At 67.5% G+C, this 22,734-nt stretch carries 23 protein-coding genes and 1 other RNA gene; 13 read left to right on the top strand and 11 right to left on the bottom strand.

Annotation, left to right across the window (positions count from 1 at the left end; genetic code table 11):
- Positions 1-2: 2 nt before the first annotated feature.
- Together AU197_RS17940 and AU197_RS17945 are read left to right on the top strand one after the other, a co-directional pair.
- Positions 3-740: a zinc ribbon domain-containing protein gene (locus tag AU197_RS17940; RefSeq protein WP_064404038.1), complete on the top strand. Its 738-nt coding sequence runs from the start codon at positions 3-5 to the stop codon at positions 738-740.
- The gene (locus tag AU197_RS17945) at positions 737-1,825 is read left to right on the top strand and encodes a bifunctional RNase H/acid phosphatase (protein ID WP_064404039.1); all 1,089 of its coding nucleotides are present in this window, start codon (positions 737-739) and stop codon (positions 1,823-1,825) included. The genes AU197_RS17940 and AU197_RS17945 overlap by 4 nt, the downstream gene beginning before the upstream one ends.
- Here AU197_RS17945 and AU197_RS17950 read toward each other — a convergent pair.
- Positions 1,822-2,394: a helix-turn-helix domain-containing protein gene (locus AU197_RS17950; protein WP_064404040.1), complete on the bottom strand. Its 573-nt coding sequence runs from the start codon at positions 2,392-2,394 to the stop codon at positions 1,822-1,824. The genes AU197_RS17945 and AU197_RS17950 overlap by 4 nt on opposite strands.
- 46 nt (positions 2,395-2,440) lie before the next feature.
- Between AU197_RS17950 and AU197_RS26495 the strand changes: the two genes are divergently transcribed.
- Positions 2,441-3,397, top strand: coding sequence for an NAD(P)/FAD-dependent oxidoreductase (locus AU197_RS26495; protein ID WP_064404041.1), 957 nt, complete (start codon positions 2,441-2,443; stop codon positions 3,395-3,397).
- Complete coding sequence (locus AU197_RS26500; RefSeq protein ID WP_064404042.1) at positions 3,384-4,010, top strand: class I SAM-dependent methyltransferase; 627 nt, start codon at positions 3,384-3,386, stop codon at positions 4,008-4,010. The genes AU197_RS26495 and AU197_RS26500 overlap by 14 nt, the downstream gene beginning before the upstream one ends.
- Before the next feature lie 3 nt (positions 4,011-4,013).
- Here AU197_RS26500 and AU197_RS17965 read toward each other — a convergent pair whose 3' ends face one another.
- Positions 4,014-4,730, bottom strand: coding sequence for a 2OG-Fe(II) oxygenase (locus AU197_RS17965; RefSeq protein ID WP_064404043.1), 717 nt, complete (start codon positions 4,728-4,730; stop codon positions 4,014-4,016).
- A 128-nt stretch (positions 4,731-4,858) separates the two neighbouring features.
- On the opposite strand from AU197_RS17965, the gene AU197_RS17970 reads away from it, so the two are divergent.
- Both AU197_RS17970 and lpqN read left to right on the top strand, forming a co-directional pair.
- Positions 4,859-6,346 (top strand): HNH endonuclease signature motif containing protein, encoded by a 1,488-nt coding sequence (locus AU197_RS17970; protein ID WP_064404044.1) that lies wholly within the window; start codon positions 4,859-4,861, stop codon positions 6,344-6,346.
- 107 nt (positions 6,347-6,453) lie between these two features.
- Positions 6,454-7,143: an envelope biogenesis lipoprotein LpqN gene (gene lpqN, locus AU197_RS17975; protein ID WP_064404045.1), complete on the top strand. Its 690-nt coding sequence runs from the start codon at positions 6,454-6,456 to the stop codon at positions 7,141-7,143.
- Positions 7,144-7,817: 674 nt separating this feature from the next.
- Here the strand turns inward: lpqN and AU197_RS17990 are convergent.
- Both AU197_RS17990 and AU197_RS17995 read right to left on the bottom strand, forming a co-directional pair.
- A complete protein-coding gene (locus tag AU197_RS17990) occupies positions 7,818-8,255 on the bottom strand; it encodes a VOC family protein (protein WP_064404048.1) in 438 nt (145 codons plus the stop codon).
- Positions 8,256-8,279: 24 nt separating this feature from the next.
- Positions 8,280-8,720 carry a helix-turn-helix transcriptional regulator gene (locus AU197_RS17995; RefSeq protein WP_064404049.1) on the bottom strand — a complete coding sequence of 147 codons (441 nt, stop codon included), beginning with the start codon at positions 8,718-8,720 and terminating at the stop codon, positions 8,280-8,282.
- 59 nt (positions 8,721-8,779) lie between these two features.
- On the opposite strand from AU197_RS17995, the gene rnpB reads away from it, so the two are divergent.
- Positions 8,780-9,198, top strand: an RNA gene (rnpB, locus tag AU197_RS19395) — RNase P RNA component class A.
- Positions 9,199-9,216: 18 nt separating this feature from the next.
- Here rnpB and AU197_RS18000 read toward each other — a convergent pair.
- Positions 9,217-10,698, bottom strand: a complete 1,482-nt coding sequence (locus tag AU197_RS18000; protein WP_064404050.1) for a CYTH and CHAD domain-containing protein — start codon at positions 10,696-10,698, stop codon at positions 9,217-9,219.
- Between the two features lie 76 nt (positions 10,699-10,774).
- Here AU197_RS18000 and AU197_RS18005 point away from each other — a divergent pair, with 76 nt between their 5' ends.
- Positions 10,775-11,554, top strand: a complete 780-nt coding sequence (locus tag AU197_RS18005; protein WP_064404051.1) for an enoyl-CoA hydratase/isomerase family protein — start codon at positions 10,775-10,777, stop codon at positions 11,552-11,554.
- On the opposite strand, the gene panB is transcribed toward AU197_RS18005, so the two are convergent.
- On the bottom strand, positions 11,551-12,384 hold the full coding sequence (gene panB, locus AU197_RS18010; RefSeq protein ID WP_064404052.1) for a 3-methyl-2-oxobutanoate hydroxymethyltransferase: 834 nt from the start codon (positions 12,382-12,384) through the stop codon (positions 11,551-11,553). The two genes, AU197_RS18005 and panB, sit on opposite strands and share 4 nt — an antisense overlap.
- A gap of 161 nt (positions 12,385-12,545) precedes the next feature.
- On the opposite strand from panB, the gene AU197_RS18015 reads away from it, so the two are divergent.
- Together AU197_RS18015 and AU197_RS18020 are read left to right on the top strand one after the other, a co-directional pair.
- On the top strand, positions 12,546-13,937 hold the full coding sequence (locus AU197_RS18015) for a WS/DGAT/MGAT family O-acyltransferase (RefSeq protein ID WP_064404053.1): 1,392 nt from the start codon (positions 12,546-12,548) through the stop codon (positions 13,935-13,937).
- Between the two features lie 45 nt (positions 13,938-13,982).
- Complete coding sequence (locus tag AU197_RS18020; RefSeq protein WP_064404054.1) at positions 13,983-15,500, top strand: alpha/beta hydrolase; 1,518 nt, start codon at positions 13,983-13,985, stop codon at positions 15,498-15,500.
- A gap of 49 nt (positions 15,501-15,549) precedes the next feature.
- On the opposite strand, the gene AU197_RS18025 is transcribed toward AU197_RS18020, so the two are convergent.
- The 5 genes from AU197_RS18025 to AU197_RS18045 form a co-directional block, all read right to left on the bottom strand.
- Positions 15,550-16,338, bottom strand: a complete 789-nt coding sequence (locus tag AU197_RS18025; RefSeq protein ID WP_197415585.1) for a hypothetical protein — start codon at positions 16,336-16,338, stop codon at positions 15,550-15,552.
- A 94-nt stretch (positions 16,339-16,432) separates the two neighbouring features.
- The gene (locus tag AU197_RS18030; protein ID WP_082696731.1) at positions 16,433-17,035 is read right to left on the bottom strand and encodes a TetR/AcrR family transcriptional regulator; all 603 of its coding nucleotides are present in this window, start codon (positions 17,033-17,035) and stop codon (positions 16,433-16,435) included.
- Between the two features lies 1 nt (position 17,036).
- A complete protein-coding gene (locus AU197_RS18035; RefSeq protein WP_064404485.1) occupies positions 17,037-17,816 on the bottom strand; it encodes an SDR family NAD(P)-dependent oxidoreductase in 780 nt (259 codons plus the stop codon).
- A gap of 9 nt (positions 17,817-17,825) precedes the next feature.
- Positions 17,826-18,758, bottom strand: a complete 933-nt coding sequence (locus AU197_RS18040; protein ID WP_064404055.1) for an acyl-CoA thioesterase — start codon at positions 18,756-18,758, stop codon at positions 17,826-17,828.
- Positions 18,759-18,796: 38 nt separating this feature from the next.
- Entirely contained in the window at positions 18,797-19,393 is a 597-nt protein-coding gene (locus AU197_RS18045) for a VOC family protein (protein WP_231745019.1), read from the bottom strand.
- A gap of 26 nt (positions 19,394-19,419) precedes the next feature.
- Here AU197_RS18045 and AU197_RS18050 point away from each other — a divergent pair, with 26 nt between their 5' ends.
- From AU197_RS18050 to AU197_RS18060, 3 genes are read left to right on the top strand one after another with little or no spacing between them, the layout of a single operon-like run.
- Positions 19,420-20,334, top strand: a complete 915-nt coding sequence (locus tag AU197_RS18050; RefSeq protein WP_064404057.1) for an NAD-dependent epimerase/dehydratase family protein — start codon at positions 19,420-19,422, stop codon at positions 20,332-20,334.
- 5 nt (positions 20,335-20,339) lie between these two features.
- Complete coding sequence (locus AU197_RS18055; protein WP_064404058.1) at positions 20,340-21,479, top strand: sulfotransferase family protein; 1,140 nt, start codon at positions 20,340-20,342, stop codon at positions 21,477-21,479.
- Positions 21,480-21,491: 12 nt separating this feature from the next.
- Positions 21,492-22,688, top strand: a complete 1,197-nt coding sequence (locus tag AU197_RS18060) for a DUF1214 domain-containing protein (protein WP_064404059.1) — start codon at positions 21,492-21,494, stop codon at positions 22,686-22,688.
- The last annotated feature ends 46 nt before the right edge of the window (positions 22,689-22,734 follow it).

Genomic DNA, 22,734 nt, shown 5'->3' on the forward strand with positions numbered 1-22,734 from the left:
GCATGAAAGCAGAAGTCGTTCAACAACAGTCGCTGTCCCAGCTGGCCGAGCTCGATGCCGCCCTTGCGCGGCTGGAGCATCGGGTGAAGAACCTCCCCGAACAGCAGCGGCTCGAGGAGGTCCAGGCCGCGCATCGGGAGGCCAATGACCGACTGGCGGCATTGCAGATCGCCATCGAGGATCTCGACGCGCAGATCGCCAAGTTCGAATCCGAGATCGACTCGGTGCGCCAGCGCGAGGACCGTGACCGCAAACTGCTGTCGGGCGGCTCGGTCGACGCCAAGCAGCTCACCGAGTTGCAGCACGAACTCGACACCCTGGAGCGCAGGCAAGCGGCGCTGGAGGATTCGCAACTCGAGGTGATGGAGCGCCGTGAGGAGTTGCAGCGCGACCAGCACGCCGCGCTCGCGAGTATGGACGAGCTGCAGAACGAGCTGGGTTCCGCGCAGACCGCATGCGACGACGTGCGTACCGAACTGGATCAGCAGCGTCATCAGAGCCTCTCTCGCCGCGACGAACTCGTCGCGACACTGGATCCCGACTTGGTCAAGCTCTACGAACAGCAGCGTGCCCGCGGCGGCGCGGGAGCCGGACAACTTCAGGGGCGCCGATGCGGGGCGTGCCGCATCGAGATCGACAAGGGCGAGCTTGCCCGCATCTCCGCGGCGGCCGACGACGAGGTGCTCCGCTGCCCGGAATGCGGAGCAATCCTTCTGCGCGTCAAGGGTTCTGGCGCGTGAAGGTCATCGTCGAGGCGGACGGTGGCTCGCGCGGCAACCCGGGTCCGGCGGGCTATGGGGTAGTGGTCTGGTCGGCCGATCATGTCACGGTGTTCGCCGAGAGCAAGGAGGCGATCGGCCACGCCACCAACAACGTCGCCGAGTATCGCGGGCTGATCGCCGGTCTGAGCGAGGCGGCGAGCCTGGGCGCCACCGAGGTCGACGTGCTGATGGACTCCAAGCTCGTGGTCGAGCAGATGTCGGGCCGGTGGAAGGTCAAGCATCCCGACATCGCGGCCCTGCATCAGCAGGCCACGGCGCTGGCCACCCGCTTCGGCCGGGTCACCTACAAATGGATTCCGCGCGCGGAGAACAGCCACGCCGACCGGCTGGCCAACGAGGCGATGGACGCCGCGGCCGCACTGCCCTCGGGCGTCGAGCAATCGAGGCCGCAGCAGGCGTCGAACCCGACCGCGTGGAGCGGTGCGCGCGGTGCGCCGACGCGGTTCCTGCTACTGCGTCACGGTCAGACCGAGTTGTCGGTCGACCGCCGGTACTCCGGGCGCGGCAATCCGGCGCTGACCGATCTCGGGCGTCGGCAGGCCGAGGCCGCCGCGCGTTACCTCGGACAGCGCGGGGGTGTCGCGGCGGTCGTCACGTCACCGCTGCAGCGGGCGTACGACACCGCGGCGGCGGCGGCCAAGGTGCTGGGCCTGGATGTGGCCGTCGACGACGATCTCATCGAGACCGACTTCGGGGCCTGGGAGGGGCTGACGTTCGCCGAAGCGGCCGAACGCGACCCCGACCTGCACCGGCGCTGGCTTCGCGACACTTCCCTGGCGCCTCCCGATGGTGAGAGCTTCGACTCCGCCGCCGAGCGGGTCGGCAGGGCACGGGCGCGGATCCTCTCCGAGCATGCGGGGGAGACGGTGCTGGTGGTCTCGCACGTGACGCCCATCAAGACGCTGCTGCGGATGGCGCTCGACGGTGGCCCGAACATCCTGTTCCGACTGCACCTGGATCTCGCGTCGCTGTCGATCGCCGAGTTCTATCCCGACGGTGCGGCGTCGGTGCGCTTGGTCAATCAGACGGCCTACCTGGATTAGTCGTGTAGGTGGAGCCGCTCGCCGTGCGGTCCGAAGATGGTGATCGCCTCGACCGGACCGTCGACGACGCCGAACCAGTGCGGCGTCCACGTCGAGAACTCCACGGCTTCACCGGGTTTCACCGTGAAGTCGCGTTCGCCCAGAATGAGACGCAGTCGGCCGGACAGCACGTACATCCAGTCCTGGCCTTCGTGCACCGGGAGGTCGGCGGGCGGGTTGCGCCGGCGGGCGCTGATCCGGATCTTGAAGGCGTGCAGGCCGCCGGCGGCCTGGCGGGTCAACGGCCAGTACGTGATGCCATGTGCGGTATGGGATCCGCTGCGCACACGCGGATCCTCGGCTTCCGGTGCACGCAGCAGTTCGTCGGTGCTCACCGACAACGCCGCGGCCAGTCTCGGTAGGTGATCGAGGGCGAGGCGGCGCTTGCCGGACTCCAGCCGGCTCAGCGTGGACACGTCGATGTTCGACCGACGGGCCACCTCCTCGAGCGTCAGGCCGTGCTGGGTGCGCAATTCGCGCAGCCTGCGTCGTACCCGCGTGTCGACGCTGTCTTCGTCTTTTGCCTGCATGGCAAGAAAGCTTGGCAGTTTCATGCATCGGCTGCAAGGTGGTCGCATGGACAGGGTTTGGGATTGCGTCGTCGTCGGCGGCGGTGCCGCCGGGTTGAGCGCCGCGCTGGTGCTGGGCCGGGCCCGTCGTCGCACACTGCTGATCGACGGTGGCGCGCAGAGCAACCTCCCCGCGCACGGCATCGGTGGGCTTCTGGGCCACGACGGCCGACCGCCGGCGGAACTGTATGCGTTGGGGCGCCGGGAGTTGTCGGAGTATCCGTCGGTCGAAGTGCGAACGGCGGAAGTCACCGGCGGGGAACGCGCCGACGAACTGTTCGTCCTGCAGTCGGACGACGGCACGGTCGAGCGCGCCAGGAGGGTGGTGCTGGCCACCGGCATGCAGTACCGGCCGCCGCCGCTTCCCGGGCTGGCGGAGCTGTGGGGCCGGTCCGCGTTCCACTGCCCGTTCTGCCACGGCTGGGAGGTGCGCGATCAGCCGCTGGCCGTGCTGGCGCGTGGTGAGCGGGCGGTGCATACGGCGCTGTTGTTGCGGCTGTGGAGTGACGACGTCATCCTGCTCACCGATGGCCCCGCCGATCTCGATCTCGCACAGCGCGAACGGCTGGTGGCTGCGGGTGTGAGGGTCGACGAACGGGTGGTGGTCGAACTGGCAGCCGCCGGTGGGAGTCTGGATGCTGTGATGTTCGCCGACGGCGGCCGGCTGCCCCGGGCCGGCATCCTGGTCGCGACGACGCTTCACCAACGCTCGTCGCTGGCCGAACAACTCGGCGTTGCTCCGGGCGAGCCGACACCGGTCGCGCACAATCCGGTTCACGTCGACGGGTTCTATCGCACCAGTGCGCCGGGGGTTTTCGCAGCGGGCGACCTGATCGCGCAGATGCCGCAGGTGGCCTCCGCCGTGGCCGCTGGTTCGGCGGCGGCCGCCGCCGTCGTGCAGAGCCTGGTGGAAGAGGATTTTCCCGCCGTTGTTCCGGAAGGGAGCCGAAATGTCAACGCCTGACGCCAAACAGCATTGGGAAGAGCGCTATAGCGAACGCAATCGCGTCTGGAGCGGGCGGGTGAACGTCCGTCTCGTCGAGGTGGTGTCGGACCTCGAACCCGGTATCGCGCTGGATCTGGGCAGCGGTGAGGGTGGCGACGCGATGTGGCTCGCCGAGAGGGGATGGCGGGTGGTTGCCGTCGACATCGCCGACACCGCCCTGCGGCGTGCGGCCGAGGATGCCGCGGCGCGCGGGGTGGCGGATCGAATCGACTTTCAGCAGCATGACCTGTCGCAGAGCTTCCCCGGCGGGGAATTCGATTTGGTGAACGCACAGTTCCTGCACTCGACGTTTCCGCTTGACCGGACGGCGATCTTCACCGCAGCCGCCCGGGCGGTCCGACCGGGCGGACTCATGCTCATCGTCGATCACGGCACACCGCCGCCGTGGCTTTCCGAACTGCATGATCATCACCACACGTTCACACCGCCCGAGGAGGTCGTCGCGGCGCTGAATCTGCCTGATTCCGAATGGGAACCGGCTCAGATCACTACGCCGATGCGCGAGGTGACGACGCCGGACGGTGACCCCGCACTGTGGTCGGACAACGTGATGGTGCTGCGGCGCAGGTAGGTGCTACGCGGCGTCGTGGAAGATGAGCCCGAGCGTGTAGCGCTCACCCGAGCGCACCACGGACACGCCGTGGCGCACCGGCGCGACGGACCAACCGCGGGCTGATCGCACGGGCCGCTCTCGGGTGGTGAAGACGTAGCCGTGCCCGTGCGGCAACAGTGTGGAGGTGCCGCGGGACTGAGCGCGGGGGCGTTGTTCGACCAGCAAGAACTCGCCGCCAGTGTGGTCGACGCCCGGCTCGCTGAGATTGATCACGACCTGCAGAGGAAACAGCAAGTCGCCGTATAGGTCTCGGTGCAGTGCATTCCAATCGCCCGGACCGTATTTGAGCATGAGCGCGGTCGATCTCGTCTGGCCTGCGGCGTGGCACAAGTCGAGCCAGTCACCGAAATCGTCCGGCCACGGCGTCGGTCTACCCAACCTGGACCACCAATCCCTCGCGATGGGGAGCAGCCGCGGGTACAAGGCCTGCCTGAGCGCCTCGACCACTTCGGGGTAGGGCTCGCGCAGATACCGGTACTCGCCTTGGCCGAACCGGTGCCGAGCCATGTCGATGGTGGAACGGAACAACTCGTCGGCGGTGTAAAGCCGCTTGAGCGTCGCGGCTTCACGCTTGGTGAGCAGCCGGGGCAGAAGGGCGCCCCCCGTCGCGTCGAGTTCGGCCTGGACGGCCTCCCAGTCGGCGGTGTCGACGCGAGCGTGCCATCGCGTGTGCGCCATGTGGCGTTGCATACCCAGCAGACGCTCGCGGGGCGACAATCTGTGAGGTCATCCCCAAGCGGGAATTCATTCACAGGGCGCTGGTTTCGGCGTTCAGATTCGTCGGGGGTGCGAGTAGTATCGAAAGTATGTTCGAAGTACCTTCGGATGCCGATCTGATCACCGTCATGGGTGAAGAGGCGCGCGAGGAGTCGGCGGCCATGGGTAGGCGGCTGCAACTAGTGGGCGAGCTGTTCGCCCGGCGCAATCCGGAGATGGTGGAGTCGCGGTTCTACGTCGCCGATGCGATCGCCGCGGTGGCGGCCGAGATCGCGCCGGTGCAGAACATCAGCCATGCCCGCGCGGTCGGTCAGGTCCAGGTCGCGATCGCGCTGCGGGATCGGCTGCCACAGGTGCTCAGACGGTTCTGTCGGGGAATGATCGACTACCGGATGGTCTCAACGATCGTCGCGCGCACCGAGAATGTCGACGACGACGTCATGGTGAGGCTGGACGAGGCGTTGGCCTGGCGGGTCGAGAAGTGGATGAAGCTGTCGAAGCCCAAGCTGCGTGACCGCATCGATATGTTCATCGCCGACTTCGATCCGGCCGCGGTCCGAGTGCCGCCGGAAGCCGATAAGCATCGCTACGTCGACGTCAGTCCCGCCGATTGTGCCGGATTGGCATTTCTCACGGGCAGGCTGCGCGCCGAAGACGGTGCGGCCTTGACTGCACGGTTGGATGCCTTGGCGGCCACCGTGTGTGAGAACGATCCGCGGACGGTCGCCCAGCGTCGCGCCGACGCCTGCGGCCCGCTGGCGCGGCTCGAGGCCACGCTGGCGTGCCGGTGTGGATCGGACGACTGTCCCGCGCGCACCGAGCGTGCCGCGGCGTCCGCAGCGGTGATCCATATTCTGGCCGAACAAGGCACCGTCGATGGAACCAGCGACAAGCCGGGATATCTACGCGGGTTCGGGGTGCTGCCCGCCGAGTCGGTGCGCGATCTGGCGCGTCACGCCGAACTCAAGCCGGTGGGCATGCCGGCCGGCAGTGCCGGTGCAGACACCGGAGATCGCCCCAGCGCGGGGGATCGCACCAGCGCGAGCGCCCGACCGAGCGCCGGGTATCGACCCAGCGCCAAGTTGACCGAGTTCCTGCAGTGGCGGGACCTGACGTGTCGCTGGCCTGGCTGTGACAAGCCGGTGGCCGGCTGCGATGTGGACCATACGGTGCCGTGGCCCCACGGTCCGACGCATCCGTCGAACACCAAGCACTACTGCCGCATTCATCATCTGATCAAGACGTTCTATACCGGCCCTGGTGGCTGGCGAGAAGAGCAATTGTCCGACGGCACAATCGTTTTGACCGCTCCGACCGGACACGTGTACCGGTCGGAACCCCACGGCGCGAGCATGTTTCCCACGCTCGGACAATCGACCGGCGCGCTCGAGATCGGCACGCCTCCGCCGGAGAACCCCGACCGCATGGCAATGATGCCGCGTCGCAGGCAAACCCGCGAACAGGACCGCCGTGACCGCATCAACACCGAGCGGCGACGTCGGAGCGAGTTGATCGCCGAAGAGGAGCAACGACGCCAAGCGTGGCTCGCCGCGAACTACAAGCCGCCACCCTTCTGAGCGTCGAAATTCACGAAGTAGCCAATTTCCGGCAGGCACGTCTCTAAGCTGCCCTTCAAGATCAACCCTCTGTGGTTGGACCAAGGACCGTAGGAGACAGCGAGTCGATGAAGAACCTCCCTGTAGCGACGACGGCGGGCCTGTTGGCGATCGCTCTGAGCCTGGGGCTCGTTGGCTGTGGTTCGAGTGATGACACGGCGGCCACGACGACGACCCCGGCTACTAGCGAGACCGGCACGTCGGCCGCACCCAGCCCGCCGCGCGACGACGATGACGACACGATCAACGAGTACGTCACCGAGAGCGATATCGCGGAGACACCGATCAAACCCGGCGAACCCGGAACCCCGACCTTCAACTTCCCGATCCCGCCCGGATGGAGCGACGCGGGTGAGACGACGCCGGAATGGGCCTACGGCGCCATCGTCTACGACAGCCCGAAGGATCCGAATGATCCGCCGGACGTGTACGCGATCGCCTCGAAGCTGACCGGCAACGTAGATCAGGCGAAGATCCTTGAATACGCCCCAGAGCAGTTGGAGGATATGGCCGAGTTCAAGCCATTGGCAGAACCGGCGAGGGGCAAAATCGGTGGCTTCGATGCCCTTTCGTACGCGGGCACGTTCATGAACGACGGGCAGAAGCGATTCGTCGCGCAGAGGACGGTCGTCGTGCCGGCGACGGACGGTGTGTTCGTCCTGCAACTGAACGCGGACAGTCTCGAGGCCGAACAGAACGCGGTACTCGACGCCATCAAGGTGATCGATGACCAGACGACTATCACCCCGCCGTCATGACCGCCCGCACCATCCGATACCCAAAGGACCCGCTTACCGACGGAGACGCATCGATATGAAGTTCCGGAACACGGCTCCAGTGCTCTTACTGGCTTCGGTGTGTAGCGCCGTGCTGCTCTCGACCTCCTTGGTGACCGCGCCTGCGGCGAACGCGCAATGCACGGCCGGAGAGGTGTGGGACCAGCGCACCGGGGTGTGCTGGGACCAGTCCCAGACCTCACTGGGGGTCTCGGGCACGGGCGGCTGGTGCAAACCCGGCAGGATCGGACTGTGCATAGCGGCCTGGCAAAATTCGCAGGTCCCGGGCGCGAACATCAAACCCGCACCGCCGGGGGGACCGGCACCGCGCACGACCTGGCCCAACCGCTGACACCTGCCGCAACCGCTGACACCTGCCGCAACCGTCCCCGGTCAGCCCGTCCACGGACTCAGCCGGGGAATCCACGCGCGAACGTTCGCGCGATACGCCTCGTACTGTGCCCCGTAGGTCGGACGAACCGGTTGAACCCGGTCACGACCAGACGCTCGGTCGGCGCGACGGGCATGGGTGTGCCACCGGCCCTGGCGAATTCGACGAACGCGTGGACGGGCGGGATCAGGCCGAGCACGACCAGAATCCCGCCCACCACCACACGCCACGCGGGCGAGCGCGGCGGTGGTGATCCGCACGTGTGCTATCCGGTGACGGCGGAGATGTCCGCGAGTTGAGTCAGACGCACGCTGTTGCCCGACGGATCGCGGAACCCGCAGTCGATGCCGTAGGGCATCTCGTGTGGCTCCTCGGTGAACTCGACTCCGCGCGAACGCATTTCCTCATAGGAGGCCTGGCAATTCTCCGTCGTGAGAAACACCGTGCCCGCAAATCCCTTGGCGGTCAGATCCAGCACCTGTTCACGGGTCGGCGGGTCCATGACCGGTTCACCCGGCACGGCCATCAGCACAATCGACACATCGTCCTGGCCCGGCGGGCCGACCGTCAGCCACCGAAAGATGCCGTCGACATCGGGCAGCGAAACATCCTGCCGCACTTCCATACCGACCTTCTCAGTCCAGAATTTCAGTGCCGCTTCTTGATCGTGTACCCACAGGTGGGCGCTTGCGATTTTGAACATGGCTCGACGCTACGGTCGCTCGGCTTACTTCGTCTTCTCCCCGTGTGCTGTCTTGCGCACCCGGCTGTCGGCTGGCGGCCGGGTGTCGCGTTTGAGGATGCAACTCGGAACCCGGGCATGGATGGCCGCCGGCGGCAGGCTCGCGCGGTACGCGGCAGGGGGCAGCCCGTACACGCGGGCGAAGCTGGTGGTGAACGACCCCACGCTCTGCAACCCCACCATCACGCAGATATCGGCGACCGAGCGGTCGGTGTAGCGCAGCAGCGCCGCGGCGCGTTCCAGGCGGCGGGTCTGCAGGTATGCCCGCGGTGTCTCGCCGAAGGTGCGGGTGAACATGCGGCTGAAGTGCGCGCGGGACAGTCCCGCGGCCGCGGCGAGGTCGTCGACGGTGATCGCCTCGGCGTACCGCGCGTCGACCAGATCCTTGGCGCGCATCAGATAGCGCGCCGGAGGCACCTGCGCCATGCACCAAGTATGTCGAACTCGCGGAACAGCGGCGACACGCAGTACGTTGAACCCGCGGATGAGTTGGCTGGGCGGCCGCGGAATCCAGGTACACCTGGGTTTCGAGGAAAGTCCGGACTTCACAGAGCAGGGTGATTGCTAACGGCAATCCGAGGTGACTCGCGGGAAAGTGCCACAGAAAACAGACCGCCACCACCGGGTTTTCGGATCCGGAGTGGTAAGGGTGAAACGGTGCGGTAAGAGCGCACCAGCATTCCGGGTGACCGGAGTGGCTAGGCAAACCCCACCCGAAGCAAGGCCAAGAAGGCCGCAACCCGGTTGCGGCCGCGCAGGCGCCCGAGGGTTGCTCGCCCGAGCCTGCGGGTAGGCCGCTCGAGGCACCCGGCGACGGTGTGTCCAGATGGATGGTCGCCACCTCGCCGCCGCGGTCAGCCGCGGTGGTGCGGGACAGAATCCGGCTTACAGGCCAACTCATCCGCCCCCTGGCCGGGCCGGGTCAGCGCGCCTTGCGCACCGCCTTGGCGAGCTTGGCGAGCGCATCGTCCAACTGTTCCCGGGAGCGGTGCGCGAGTTCCTCCTCCATCCGGAACAGCAGACCGTAGGTGAACGTGTCCTCGCCCGCGGCGTGCGCGGCATCGGCCTGCTGACTGAGGTGCGCGCGGCTGACCACGCTGTCCTGGTGGTCACCGAGCAGCGACTGAATGCTCTTGGCCCGATCCGACACCTTGGCCGCGCCGGTCGCCGCTGCTGCGTAGCGAAGACGTTTGGCGCCCTTACGGATTCGATGCAATGCCTCGTCCTTGTCCTCGTCGGCCCGGGCTGCGGTCTTCGCCGCCTTGCGCACCCGCTTGTACGCCGCGTCGATCGTCGCCTGGGTGCGCTCGTCCTCGTCCTGCGGCAGCGCCGGCTTTGCGGCGACGAGCCCTTCGAGCGCGTCGAGCAGCCGGAAGTAACGCTGCGACCGCATCGCGATCAGCGACCGGCGCAGCCCGGCCGCATAGCGGTGCTTGGCCCCGTCGACCAATCGCTCGCGCACTGGCCCGCGGACCAACTCCGCCGGCAGCTCACCGAGGGCCTCCTCGTAGCGTTCGGCCAGCACTTCGGCGTCGCGCGCCACTCCCAGAATCCCGGCCAGCTGCTTGAGCTCGTCGAGAATCCAGGCGTCATCGGAGATGCCGAACGCGTCCCGGGAGGTTTGCAGCAGGCTGCGGATCTTGCGTGTCGTCACCCGCATCTGGTGCACCGAGTCCGGTACGTCGGCGCGCACCGCGCGGTCCCACTCGATCAGCTGCTCGACCTGTTCGGCCACGGCCCGGTGCACGGCGTCGGCGTCGGCCGGTCGCAAAGCGTCCTCCGGCGCTGCGGATTCCGCCAGCACGCGCGCCAACTTCGAACCGCTGGCCGCGGGTTCGGCGCCGGCATCGATCAGCCGGTTCGACAGCCGGTCGAGCAGTTCCCGATCGGCGCCGTCGGTCAGTTCGAGTTCCCACTCGCGCCACGCCTGTTCCGGACCACCCGGTTCGGCCGACGCGGTCACCGCGTCGTCGCAGAACTCCGCGACCGGCGTCCCGTCGGGACCGTAGAGCAGGTTCACGGTGCGCCGGGTCGAGATGCGCGCGACCGGGCGCAGCGGCTGGTCGCGCACGATGGCCAGCACGATGTCGCGCAGCGCCTCGGGCACCTCGTTCTCGCCTCCGAGGGGCTGCCTGACCTCGGTGCGAGCGTCAGGGCCTGCGGGAAGTTTGAGATGCCATCCCTCATCCGGCCCGCCGGTGCGCCTGCGCAGTGTGATGCGCCGCGCCGCGAGGTCGTGATCGGGGGTGTCGAAGTAGACGGCCTCGAGATGGTGCGCCGGGGATCCTTCGACCCGCGCCACCGCCGACAACCCTTCGAACGACGGAGACACGGTCGATTCGCCGACGTCGAACTTGCGCTCGACCTCCAGGTGCCGCGTCGACTTGCCGCTGGATTTACCCATGGTGCGAGACAGATTGCCACATGCAGGTGAACACGGGGGAACGGATCTCGGCCACAGAGGCGATAGTGTCCCTGCTGTGACCGAATACGAAACGCTGACCTTCGAGCAGACCGGTGCCATCGCCCGTATCACGCTGAATCGGCCCGATGCTGCAAACGGCATGAACGGCACCATGACTCGTGAGCTGGCCGCGGCGGCCAAGCAGTGCGACACCGATGCGACCAAGGTCGTGGTGCTCACCGGCTCCGGCCGGTTCTTCTGCGCCGGTGGTGATTTGAAGGACTTCGCGTCGGCGCCCGACCGCGGCGCGCACATCAAGGGCGTCGCCGACGACCTGCACCGCGCGATCTCGACGTTCGCCCGGATGAACGCCGTCGTGATCACCGCCGTCAACGGCACCGCAGCCGGCGCGGGATTCTCGCTCGCGGTGACCGGTGATCTGGTGCTGGCCGCCGAGTCGGCATCGTTCACGATGGCCTACACCCGGGTCGGTTTGAGCCCCGACGGCAGCGCCTCCTATTACCTTCCGCGGCTTGTCGGCATCACCAAGACCAAGGAACTCATGCTCACCAACCGAAGCCTGACGGCCCAGGAGGCCTCACAGTGGGGCTTGGTCACCGAGGTCGTTCCCGACGCGGAGCTGGCCGACCGCGCCTCGAAGCTGGCCGATCAGATGGCGGCGACCTCGGCCGGTTCCAACGGCGGGGTCAAGCAGCTGCTACTCGGAACGTTCGGCAACGGGCTCGAGGAGCAGATGGAACTCGAGGGCCGGCTGATCGCCACCCGCGCGGTCTCCAGCGACGGGCGAGAAGGCGTCGACGCCTTCCTGGCCAAGCGGAAGGCCGAGTTCGCCTAGAAGGAGTGCTCGTCGGCGGGGAACACTCCGCCGGCCACCTCAGCGGCGTATTGCTCTGCGGCGCGGCGCAATTCGGCGCCGACGTCGCCGAAGCGCTTCACGAACTTGGCCGTCTTGCCGCTGGTTATACCCGCCATGTCCTGCCACACCAGCACCTGCGCGTCGCAGTTCGGGCCCGCGCCGATGCCGATGGTCGGGATGGTCAGCTTGCCGGTGATCTGGGTGGCCAGTTCGGCGGGCACCATCTCCATCACGACGGAGAACGCGCCGGCTTCCTGCACGGCGATCGCGTCGTGGATGGTCTGCTCGGCGGCGTCGCCGCGGCCCTGGACCCGGAAGCCGCCCAGGCCGTTGACGCTCTGCGGGGTGAACCCGATGTGGGCCATCACCGGAATTCCAGCCGCGCTCAGGGTGGCGATCTGCTCGGTCACGCGCTCGCCGCCCTCGAGCTTGACCGCATGCGCACCGGTCTCCTTGAGAAAGCGGGTCGCGGTGGCCAGCGCCTGCTGGGGGCCGCCCTCGTAGCTGCCGAACGGCAGGTCGGCCACGATCAGCGCGTGCGGCGCACCACGCACGACGCCGCGTACCAGCGGGGTCAACTCGTCGATCGTCACGGGCACGGTGGTGTCGTAGCCGTAGACGACGTTGGCGGCCGAATCGCCGACCAGCAGAACCGGGATGCCCGCGTCGTCGAAGACGCGGGCCGTGGAGTAGTCGTAGGCCGTGAGCATGGCCCACTTGTGGCCTTCGGCCTTCCATTTCTGCAGATGCAGGGTGCGGATCTTGGTGCGAGGTGCGGAGGCAGTCCCGTACACGGTCTGCTCAGACATCGTTGTCCCCCAATTGGGTGGGTCGGGTCGAATCCTCGAGGCCGATGCACGGTCCCCGGGTTCGTCTGACCCACCAAGTCTGCCACTTGGTGTCCGAGATGTTAAAAGGGCTGTTGAGTGGATTTGCTCACACCCGCCGTCACCGGGCATAGCATTCCGACATGCAACGGCTCAGCGGGCTCGACGCCAGCTTCCTGTACCTCGAGACCGCGCAGCAGCCGCTGCATGTGTGTTCGATCCTCGAACTCGACACCTCGACGATGCCCGGCGGCTACACCTTCGACCGGTTTCGCGACGAGTTGAACCAGCGCATCAAGGCGATGCCGGAGTTCCGCGAGAAGTTGGCCGACAGCAGGTTCAACCTCGACCATCCGGTGTGGGTGGAGGACAAGGACTTCGACGTCGACCGCCATCTGCATCGCATCGGCCTGCCCGCGCCCGGCGGCCCCCGCGAGCTCGCGGAGATCTGCGGTCATATCGCCTCGCTGCCGCTCGACCGCAGCCGCCCGCTGTGGGAGAAGTGGGTGATCGAGAACATCGACCGAACCGACCCGCAGGACGGCGGGCGTCTGGTGGTGATGACGAAAGTGCACCACGCAGGCGTCGACGGCGTGACCGGGGCGAGCCTGATGTCGCAGCTGTGCAGCACCGAACCCGACTCGCTGCCGCCGGATCCCGTCGACGGCCCAGGCGACGCGAGCTCACTGGAGATCGCGGTCACCGGCGCGGTCAAGTTCGCCACCCGGCCGCTGAAGCTGGCGAGCACCCTGCCGATGACGGTCTCGTCGGTGGTCGACACGGTCCGCCGCGCCCGCTCGGGTAACTCGATGGCGCCGCCGTTCGCCGCGCCGCGGACGGTGTTCAACATGAACGTCACCGGACACCGCAACGTCGCCTTCGCGCAACTGGATCTCGAGGACATCAAGACCGTCAAGAACCACTTCGGGGTCAAGGTCAACGACGTGGTGATGGCGCTGGTCTCCGGCGTGCTGCGCAAGTACCTCGCCGACCGCGGCCAACTGCCGGAGAACTCCCTGGTCGCGATGGTGCCGGTCTCGGTGCACGAAAAGTCCGATCGGCCCGGCCGCAACCAGGTGTCGGGGATGTTCTCGCGACTGGAGACCCACATCGAGGATCCGGCGGCCCGGCTGAAGTCGATCGCCGAGGCTAATTCGGTTGCCAAACAACACAGTTCGGCAATCGGCGCGACGCTGCTGCAGGACTGGACGCAGTTCGCCGCCCCGGCGGTGTTCGGTGTGGCGATGCGCGTCTACGCCTCGAGCCGGCTGAGCGGCGCGCGGCCGGTGCACAACCTCGTCATCTCCAACGTCCCCGGCCCGCAGGTGCCGCTGTACTACCTGGGTTGCGAGGCCAAGGCGATGTATCCGCTGGGGCCGATCTTCCACGGGTCGGGCCTCAACATCACCGTCATGTCGCTGACCGGGTCGCTGAACGTGGGCATCGTGTCCTGTCCGGAACTGTTGCCCGACCTGTGGGACATGGCCGACGACTTCACCGCGGCCCTCGACGAGTTGTTGGCCGCCACGCGATAGCGCCCTAGCCAGCGGCGATGAGGGTTCATGGCAGCATGTTGAGCCATGAACGCCAAGATCGGGGTCATCGCGACCACTGTGCTGCTCGCGGCCACCGGATGCAGCCAGTTGGTCGACGGCCGGGCCGTCGTCGCGGTGCCGCCGCCAGGCACCCCGATCGAATGGGCCAAATGCCAAACGAACCAGTCCGACGAATCGCGGATCCCCGCCGACGCCGAATGCGGAATGCTGTCGGTCCCGGTGGACTACGAGCAGCCCGACGGTGACGTCGCCCGTCTCGCGATGATCCGGTTCAAGGCCACCGGCGACAAGATCGGCTCGCTGATCATCAACCCCGGGGGCCCGGGGGAGTCCGGGGTAGAGGCCGCAGCGAGCCTGGTCAGCTCGCTGCCCGAATCGGTGCGGGAGCGCTTCGACCTCGTCGGCTTCGATCCGCGTGGGGTTGCGAACTCCACGCCGGCGCTGTGGTGCAACTCCGACGCCGACAACGACCGGCTGCGTGCCGAGCCCCAGGTCGACTACTCGCCGGAGGGCGTCGCCGAGATCGAGAAGGAGACCAAGGACTTCGTCGCGCGCTGCGAGGACAAGATGGGCAAGGAGTTCCTCGCCAACGTCGGGACCGTCAACGTGGCCAAGGATCTCGAGGCGATGCGCCAAGCGCTCGGTGACGAGAAATTGACCTACCTCGGCTACTCCTACGGCACCCGGATCGGCGCCACCTACGCCGAGAACTATCCGGACAAGGTGCGCGCGATGGTCCTCGACGGGGCGGTCGATCCCAACGCCGATCCCACCGAGGCCAACGTCCGTCAGGCCGCGGCCTTCCAGACCGCGTTCAACGACTACGCCGCCGACTGTGCGAAGAACACCGCTTGCCCCCTGGGCACCGATCCGGCGAAGGCCAACGACGTCTACCACAGCCTGGTGGACCCGCTGGTGGAAAAGCCGCTGCGGACGCGGGACCCGCGCGGCCTGAGCTACTCCGACGCGATCGTCGGCACCATCCTCCCGCTCTACTCGCCTGACCTGTGGCGGCACCTGACGCAGGCGCTCAGCGAGATGAAACGCGGTACCGGCGACACCATGCTCGCGCTGGCCGATCTGTATATGGGCCGCGACGCGCAGGGCCACTACAACAACTCCACCGACGTCCGCGTGGCGGTCAACTGCGTTGACAAGCCCGCGGTGACCGATCGCGCGAAGGTCGTCGAGGAGGACCGCCGGGTGCGCGAGGCGGCGCCGTTCATGAGCTACGGGGAGTTCACCGGGCACGCACCCTTGGGCACGTGCGCGTTCTGGCCGGTGCCGCCGACGAGCGAACCGCACGAACTCCAGGCCGAGGGGCTGCCCCCGACGCTGGTGGTGTCGACGACCAACGACCCCGCTACGCCGTATCAGGCGGGCGTGGAGTTGGCCAAGCAGCTCGGTGGGACGCTCGTGACGTTCCAGGGCACCCAGCACACCGTGGTGTTCCAGGGCAACAAGTGCGTCGACGACATCGCGACCAACTACCTCGTCGACCTGGCGCTGCCGCCGGCCGACACCACCTGCTCCTCGGACTGATCAGGGCCGGATCGGGTCGTATGGCCGCCGCGTGCCTGCGCTGGTGGCCTTACGGGATCTCCCAGTGACCCGGAGTTCCGTCGAAGAACGGGTTCTCGAAACCCTGCACCGTCGGCAGTTTCCGCAGCTCATCCGGCGGGATGCCGTAGAAGGGATTGCGGACGCCGTTGATGGTGGCTTCCGCCCTCAGCTGGACGGGGCCGATCTGTTCACCCGGCAATCCGAAGTAGTCGCCGACCCCCGGCACGCCCGGCCAGACGTCGGGCACAGCCCACTGCGGAATCTCCCAGTGGCCCGGTGCCTCGTCGAAGAACGGGTTCTCGTAACCCTGGACGGTCCGCATCTTCTTGAGCTGTCCGGGCGGGATGCCGTAGAACGGGTTCGGCACCCCGTTGATGGTGGCCGCGTTCTTCAGCTGTCCGGGCGGTATCCGAGCGCCCGGCAACCCGAAGTAGGCGTCGATGTCGGGCAGGTTCGGCTCCAGATCCGGCAGATCGACGTCGACGGCGGGCCTCGGGACCGGCGGCAGGTCCACCCTGGGCAGCGGCGGCACGTCGACCGGTGGCACGTTCACGTCGACGTCCGGCACCCGCGGCGCCTCGACGCGCGGCACATTCACGTCGACTCGCGGCACATTCACGTCGACGTTCGGGGCACGGGGTACCTCGACCCGCGGCACCTCGACCTTGGGAATCGGTGGCGGCGCCGGAATGGGCGGCACCGGCGGGGACGGGAACTTCGGGTCGGCGTGCACGGCGCCTACCCCCAAGCCGAGTGCGGCGAAGCCGCCTAACGCCCCGGCCAGGCCCAGAGAGAATGCTGTTCTTTTGAGATTCATGGTCGCTCCTCGCATCGGATATCTGCGGCGCGACCCCCCGAACGAAAAATCGGCTACCCGCGCGGTGCGTCGGCCAAACCTCGGTGTGTCACGGTCAGGATCCGCTGGTGGCGATCTGGGCGAGCAGAAGCTCCAGGCGCTTCCGCTCGATCACCGGCTGACGGCCGGCCGCGGCGCTGAGCATGAGTCCGCTGATGAACATCACGGTGAGCAGGGCCCGGTCGGCCACTGTGGACGGATCGGCGTCAGCCGGCCGCGAGCGTTCGGCCAGCTCGCGGTGCAATGTGAGGTAGGTCTGCGAATTCGCATGGAACACAGCCGAAATGGCGGGATCGCGATTGGCCTGTAGGAGTAGTTCGATGCGCGCGCGGGTGCGGGTGAGGCCGTCGCCGGTCAGCGACTTCATCACGACGGCGGCCAATCGCGTGACCGCGGCCTGTCGGGAGGTGCCGACGTCGGCCGCGGTGACCGAGCGCAGGTCCGCCAGGTCCAGTTCGGCGACCCGCTCGGCGACCGCGCGGATGAGCGCGCTGCGGGTCCGGAAGTAGTACGAAGTGCTCCCCTCCGGCACACCCGCCGCACGGTCGACCCGCGGATGGCTCAGCCCCTTGGCGCCGTGCTCGGCGAGCAGCCCGATCGCGGCGTCGCAGAGTTCGCGACGGCGCTGTCGGCCGTCCGGGGTTCGACGCGCTGCCATGTCAGTCGGGGATGCCGCCGAGCATCGGGCCGCCGTCGACCGCGACGGTCTGGCCGGTGATGTAGGACGACGCGTCGCTGGCCAGGAACAGGATCGCCTGGGCCACCTCGTCGGGGCGCCCCGCCCGGCCCAGCGGGACCTTCGCGAACTCGGCCTCATCGATGCCGGCGACCCGCCACGCCTCGACCACCCGCTCGGACGCGATGGCGCCGACCGCGATGCAGTTCGCGCGGATGCCGTAGCGGCCCCATTCCGCGGCGGTGACTCGGGTGAACATCTGCAACGCGGCCTTCGCCGAGGAGTAGTGCGCGCCGCCCTTCACGCCGTGCAGCCCGGCGTCCGAGGAGATGTTCACGATCGCGCCGCGGCGCTGGGCGCGGAAGTGCTTCCCGGCCTCCCGCGTCGCCACGTAGGCCGAGCGCACATTCAGTTCGTACACGCTGTCCCATCCGCGCATCGGGATGTCCCGCAGCGGGCTCATCCGCGTCCCGCCCGCGTTGTTGACCAGAATGTCGATCCGACCCAGTTCGTCGACCGTGCGGGCAACCATCGCCACCACCTGATCCTCGACGTTCACGTCGGTCGGCACCGCCAGGCATCGGCGCCCGGTCGCGGCCTCCACCTGCGCGGCGGTGCGGTCCAGGTCGGCCACCGTGCGCGCGGCGATCGCCACGTCGGCGCCGTGGTGCGCCAGCAAGATCGCGGTCGCGGCCCCGATTCCGGTGCCGCCGCCGGTCACCAACGCGACACGTCCGCGGAGATCGAAAACGTCGTCGGTCACGCCGCTCACCTACCTCGCGATCGGACGGATCAGCACTTCCTGGGATGTGCTGGCCACGGTGCGTCCCGCCGCGTCACGGATGGTCCCGCGGATCAGCGCGCGGTGCCCGGTGACGGCCACCGTGTCCTGGGTGTACAGGTGCCAGTCGTCGAAGCGGACGGGTCGGTGCAGCCACAACGCGTGATCGAGGCTGACCGCCGCGATCGACGTGTAGTCGGCGCGGTGCGGGTGGTTGCGCAACGCCATGTCCAGCAGCAGATAGTCGCTCGCGTACGCCAGCATCGCGCTGTGCAGCGCGGGCTCGTCACCGATGGGACGGGGCAACCGCATCCAGTGCGACCGGGACTCGGGCGTCTGCCTGCCACCCAGGAAGTTCGTCGGCTCCGCGATGCGCATCTCCACCGCCGGTGGGACGTCGATCCAGTTCTGCGCGTTATCCCGAAGCTGCGGGGGGACCCGGTGCACCCAGTGCTGCAGCAGCGGCATCTCCTCCGGTGCCGGCATATCGGGCTGCGGGCGCTCGAGTTCGGGTTCGGCGGGATTGGTGTGAAACGACGCAAGGGCTGTCAGCAGGGTGCGCTCGCCCTGGGCGATGGTGACCCGGCGGGTCGCCATCGATCGTCCGTCGCGCACGGCCTCGACGGCGATATCGACCGGGGTGTCCGAGGCGCCGGTCTGGACGAAGTAGGCGTGCAGGGAATGTGGCGCGTGCTCGTCGACGGTGCGCGATGCCGCATAGAGGGCTTGCGCGAGCAACTGGCCGCCGAAGATCCGCCCGAAGCGGTCCCGTTCGTTGGATGCCTGAAAGTGGTTGTCGCCCAACGGCTTCATATCCAACGCCCGCTCGAGGGTGTCCAGGGATTCGAGCACCGCCTTCTCCAGCACGGTTCCCCGTAGCGGGCCGGACAGGTCGGTCAGCGGGTCGATTTCATCGGTGGCCATCACGGGTGGATCCTGCCAGATGCTTGCCACCGTTGTCTCTAAGACTTTAGAGTCCGGGGGTGGCCCCTGGAATCCTCCGGCACCCGGTAGCCGTCGCGGGTCATGATGCGGACCGGATCGCTGCCGTCCCATTCGGCGCAGGTTTCGGAGATGCTGCGCACCTGGTCGACAAAGGCGGGGGGAGCCTCGACGATCTCGGTGTAGAACCCGAAATCCGCAACGGTGTCGATGTAGGCCACGCGGAAACCACCACCCGTGCTCTGTGCGGCAATCGGATAACCCAGCGACGCGAAGTGTGCCGTCTTGGCTACGTAATCCTGTGTCAGCGTGGCTATTTGATGAAACGAGCTCGTTCCGTGGTGGCTCCACTCGGAGTAGATGCTCGGCGTCCGGCAGTGCTGCTGGATGAGCTCGATCTGGACCGGGCCCGCCTGGGCCACCGCGACCTGGATCCGGACGGTGCGGATCTCGCCCCCGTAATCAGCCACCTGGTCGGCGATGGGCAGCACGTGGAACGGCCCGACCCCGAACGCACGCGCCCAAGCGGCGGCGGCCCCGATGATGTCGTCGACGACGTGCCCGAGCTGAAAGAACCGAAAATCGCCTTCGGGCCATGGCTGTTCGAACAGGTCCATGCGCACGATCATGGCACGGCAGCGCAATGCTGAGCGGGGAACGGGTTCTCATCACGGGGCCGGCCGGTCGTATCGCTTACGGTGTCGCGAAATCGCTCGCTCGCGACAACGAAGTGTGGGGGATCGCGAGGTTCTCCGACAGCGCCGCGCGCGAGGAGGTCGAGGCCTTGGGCCTGACCACCCGCAGCATCGATCTCGGTGTCGGCGACTTCACCGACCTGCCAACCAATTTCACGTACCTCCTGCACATCGCCGCCGACTTCGGCGAAGACTACGAGCAGGGGTTGCGCGTCAACGCCGAAGGCACCGGACTGCTGCTGTCACACTGCCGTGCTGCGAAGGCCGCGCTGGTGATGTCCACCGTCACCGTCTACAAACCCCATCCCGACCCCTGGCATCCGTTCCGTGAGGACGATCCGATCGGCGACGCCGGATTGCCCAGCCCGCGACCGTATTCCATCGTCAAGATCGCCGAGGAGGCCGTCGCCCGGTATTGTGCCCGCGAGTTCGGCATACCCACGGTCATCGCGCGGATGGGCAGCGCGTACGGTGAGCGCGGCGGCCTGCCGCTCTGGCACCTGCAGGCCATCGCCGAGGGCCGGCCCGTCGTCGCTCGCTGGGACCCGTTGCCCTACAGCCCGATCCACTACGACGACATCAACGCCCAGATTCCGGCGCTGCTCGACGCGGCGGGAGTTCCCGCCACGATCGTCAACTTCGCCGGCGACAGCGCGGTCAGCGTCCAGCAGTGGTGTGCGTACTTCGGCGAGCTCCTCGGCGTCTCGCCGCAGGTGGATGTGCAGCCGGTTCCCGGTGCCTCCGTCGGCTCGGTCGGCGACCACACCAAGCGCGCGTCGATCACCGGCCCCTGCACCGTCGACTGGCGGAACGGATTGCGCGCCATGGCAGCTCACCACTACCCCGATCGCGTCGAGGCCTGAGGCCGATGCGCTATCCCGATCCGCAGCGGCTGCTCGACGAAGCGGTCGCCGAATGCGGGCACGCGGACTTCGGCCCCGGAGATTTTCGCGACGGGCTGGCCGTGCTGCTGGACAGCCTGGAACGCGACGGCGACCTGGACCCCGGCACAGACGCCGCGGTCATCGGCGATCTACGCCGGAGGCTGGTCAACCGTCTCGATGTCGAGGCCTACTACCGAACGCACCCCGAGGTCGAGGACGTCGGCATCTGCGGGCCCGTCGACATCAACGGGCTGCCGCGAACCGGAACCACAGCGCTGGCCGACATGCTCTCGCTCGATCCGCAGTTCCGGTGTCTGCGTGGCTGGGAGCAGAATCAGCCCGTACCTCCGCCGCTCGCCGGCGGCGAGGCCGACGACCCGCGCAGGCAGGCGTTCATCCGGATGCACGAGGAACGCCCCGCCGCGCAGGCCGTGATGCACATCTTCGAGGTCGACGCCACCATGGAGGACACCGAAATCCTCGGAATGGCGTTCCACGGCCAGCAGATGACGCTGCCGGTGGCAGGTTATCGATCGTGGTGGCGGCGCGCCGATCTGACCGAGACCTACGCCTACCACCGCAGAGTCGTCAAGCTGCTCGGGTCGAAGTGCCCACCCCGGCTGTGGCTGTTCAAGGCGCCCCACCACAAGTTCCATCTGGAGGCGCTCGCCAGGGCCTATCCGGACGTGCGGTTCGTGATGACGCATCGCGACCCCGCCAAGGTGGTGCCGTCCTACACCAGCCTGGTGTCGACCATCTTCCCGCCCGCAGCGGGACAGCGGGACCTGCGCGCTCTCGGCCGCGAGGTGAGCGATCACCTGCGTGAGGGTATGGAGAGTGCGATCGCCCAACGCGCACGCATCGGGGAGGAGCGATTTCTCGACGTCCATCACCGCGAACTGGTCGCCGATCCGGGGGGCACGATCCGCCGCGTCTACGAATGGCTGGGTCTGGAGCTCGAACCCGCTGTCGCGCAGGCGATTTTCGAGTGGCAGGACGCCAACGCGGTGGGGGCCAAGGGCACACACCGATACACCGCCGAACAGTTCGGCCTCTCGGTCGACCAGATCCGATCCGACTACGACTTCTACATCCGGCACTTCGATGTGGCCGTGGAGGCCTGAGGAGGCTCAGTTATGACCAGCCTGCCGAGCTGGGACATCCAGATGGAGGCGCTCAAAGGGGTCGCCGACCACCTGCTGGCGACGTGGCGACCCGACGGCGCCTCCGAAGCCGAGATCCAGGACATGAACAAGCTCGCCCTGTCGATCCTGGCGTGCGGTTACCTGTGCCACGTCTACACCGATTCCCGGCGGCCGGTGTTCATGCCGCTGTGGAACTACGCCTGCAACCAGGGCGGGCCCAACCCGGACTACGTCTACCTGTCCGCCGAGGTCGACGGTTCCGGCGTGTACGAGCTGACCGGTCGTCGCGGCACGGTGCGGTTCGTCGAGATCACCCAGCAGGCGCCCGGAATGATGAAGAGCCTCAAGGGTGTCGAGCGGCAGATGAAGTTCCAGGCCATCACCCACGACCTGGACGACCTGACGATCGCCGAGGACGGTTCCTTCCGCGTGATCATGTCCGCCGAACGTCCCGACTCCTATGACGGCGACTGGTGGCCACTCAACCCGGAGGTCGGCAAGCTGCTGATGCGCAAATGCGCCTGCGACTGGAACACCGAGATCGACGCCCAGGTCGCCATCAATCGCCTCGACGACGCGGGTGAGGACATGTCGCCTGCCGAGATCGCGCGGCGGTTCTCGGAATTGGGCGACTGGATCAAGGGCATGATCGACTTCGACATGGAACTGGTCCGGTACTACCGGGAGCACCACGGCTTCAACGTGCTGTTGCGATCGCAGTGGATCCAACAGGGTGGTGGCCTGGCGACCAAACAGGCCTACTACGACGGCATCCATCAGATCGCCGACGACGAGGCGTTGGTCGTCGAGTTTCCGGTGCCGGCCAACTGCTACTACTGGCAGATCCTGGTGGCCGACGACCGCTTCTCGACCGTGGACTGGGTGAACCGGCAATCCAGCCTCAACGACGTGCAGGCGCGGATCGACGCCGACGGCTGGTTCCGCGGCGTGGTGTCCAAGCGCGATCCCGGCGTGCACAACTGGCTCGACAAGGCCGACTGGCCGTGGGGGATCCTGCAGGCGCGGTTCTACAAGGCCGAGCAGTTCCCCGAGATCACGGTCACGAAGGTGCCGGTCGCCGACGTACTCGCCCATCTGCCGGCGGGCACGGAGGTGCTCACCCCCGACGAGCGGCGAGCCCAGCTGCGGCACCGTCGAACGGGTGCGCAGATGCGCCGCATCTGGTGATCAAGCCACCGAATGCAGCCGCCGTGTAACACCGATTTAACAGCCG

The sequence above is a fragment of the Mycobacterium sp. IS-1590 genome, from assembly GCF_001500025.1.
GTDB lineage: Bacteria > Actinomycetota > Actinomycetes > Mycobacteriales > Mycobacteriaceae > Mycobacterium.

Excerpts from the sequence above, each read along its gene's own strand:
- AU197_RS17940 (WP_064404038.1), top strand. The coding sequence starts at position 3 with ATGAAAGCAGAAGTCGTTCAACAACAGTCGCTGTCCCAGCTGGCCGAG.
- AU197_RS17950 (WP_064404040.1), bottom strand. The coding sequence starts at position 2,394 with ATGCAGGCAAAAGACGAAGACAGCGTCGACACGCGGGTACGACGCAGG.
- AU197_RS26495 (WP_064404041.1), top strand. The coding sequence starts at position 2,441 with ATGGACAGGGTTTGGGATTGCGTCGTCGTCGGCGGCGGTGCCGCCGGG.
- AU197_RS26500 (WP_064404042.1), top strand. The coding sequence starts at position 3,384 with ATGTCAACGCCTGACGCCAAACAGCATTGGGAAGAGCGCTATAGCGAA.
- AU197_RS17965 (WP_064404043.1), bottom strand. The coding sequence starts at position 4,730 with ATGGCGCACACGCGATGGCACGCTCGCGTCGACACCGCCGACTGGGAG.
- AU197_RS17970 (WP_064404044.1), top strand. The coding sequence starts at position 4,859 with ATGTTCGAAGTACCTTCGGATGCCGATCTGATCACCGTCATGGGTGAA.
- lpqN (WP_064404045.1), top strand. The coding sequence starts at position 6,454 with ATGAAGAACCTCCCTGTAGCGACGACGGCGGGCCTGTTGGCGATCGCT.
- AU197_RS17990 (WP_064404048.1), bottom strand. The coding sequence starts at position 8,255 with ATGTTCAAAATCGCAAGCGCCCACCTGTGGGTACACGATCAAGAAGCG.
- AU197_RS17995 (WP_064404049.1), bottom strand. The coding sequence starts at position 8,720 with ATGGCGCAGGTGCCTCCGGCGCGCTATCTGATGCGCGCCAAGGATCTG.
- AU197_RS18000 (WP_064404050.1), bottom strand. The coding sequence starts at position 10,698 with ATGGGTAAATCCAGCGGCAAGTCGACGCGGCACCTGGAGGTCGAGCGC.
- panB (WP_064404052.1), bottom strand. The coding sequence starts at position 12,384 with ATGTCTGAGCAGACCGTGTACGGGACTGCCTCCGCACCTCGCACCAAG.
- AU197_RS18015 (WP_064404053.1), top strand. The coding sequence starts at position 12,546 with ATGCAACGGCTCAGCGGGCTCGACGCCAGCTTCCTGTACCTCGAGACC.
- AU197_RS18020 (WP_064404054.1), top strand. The coding sequence starts at position 13,983 with ATGAACGCCAAGATCGGGGTCATCGCGACCACTGTGCTGCTCGCGGCC.
- AU197_RS18025 (WP_197415585.1), bottom strand. The coding sequence starts at position 16,338 with ATGAATCTCAAAAGAACAGCATTCTCTCTGGGCCTGGCCGGGGCGTTA.
- AU197_RS18030 (WP_082696731.1), bottom strand. The coding sequence starts at position 17,035 with ATGGCAGCGCGTCGAACCCCGGACGGCCGACAGCGCCGTCGCGAACTC.
- AU197_RS18040 (WP_064404055.1), bottom strand. The coding sequence starts at position 18,758 with ATGGCCACCGATGAAATCGACCCGCTGACCGACCTGTCCGGCCCGCTA.
- AU197_RS18045 (WP_231745019.1), bottom strand. The coding sequence starts at position 19,393 with ATGGACCTGTTCGAACAGCCATGGCCCGAAGGCGATTTTCGGTTCTTT.
- AU197_RS18050 (WP_064404057.1), top strand. The coding sequence starts at position 19,420 with ATGCTGAGCGGGGAACGGGTTCTCATCACGGGGCCGGCCGGTCGTATC.
- AU197_RS18055 (WP_064404058.1), top strand. The coding sequence starts at position 20,340 with ATGCGCTATCCCGATCCGCAGCGGCTGCTCGACGAAGCGGTCGCCGAA.
- AU197_RS18060 (WP_064404059.1), top strand. The coding sequence starts at position 21,492 with ATGACCAGCCTGCCGAGCTGGGACATCCAGATGGAGGCGCTCAAAGGG.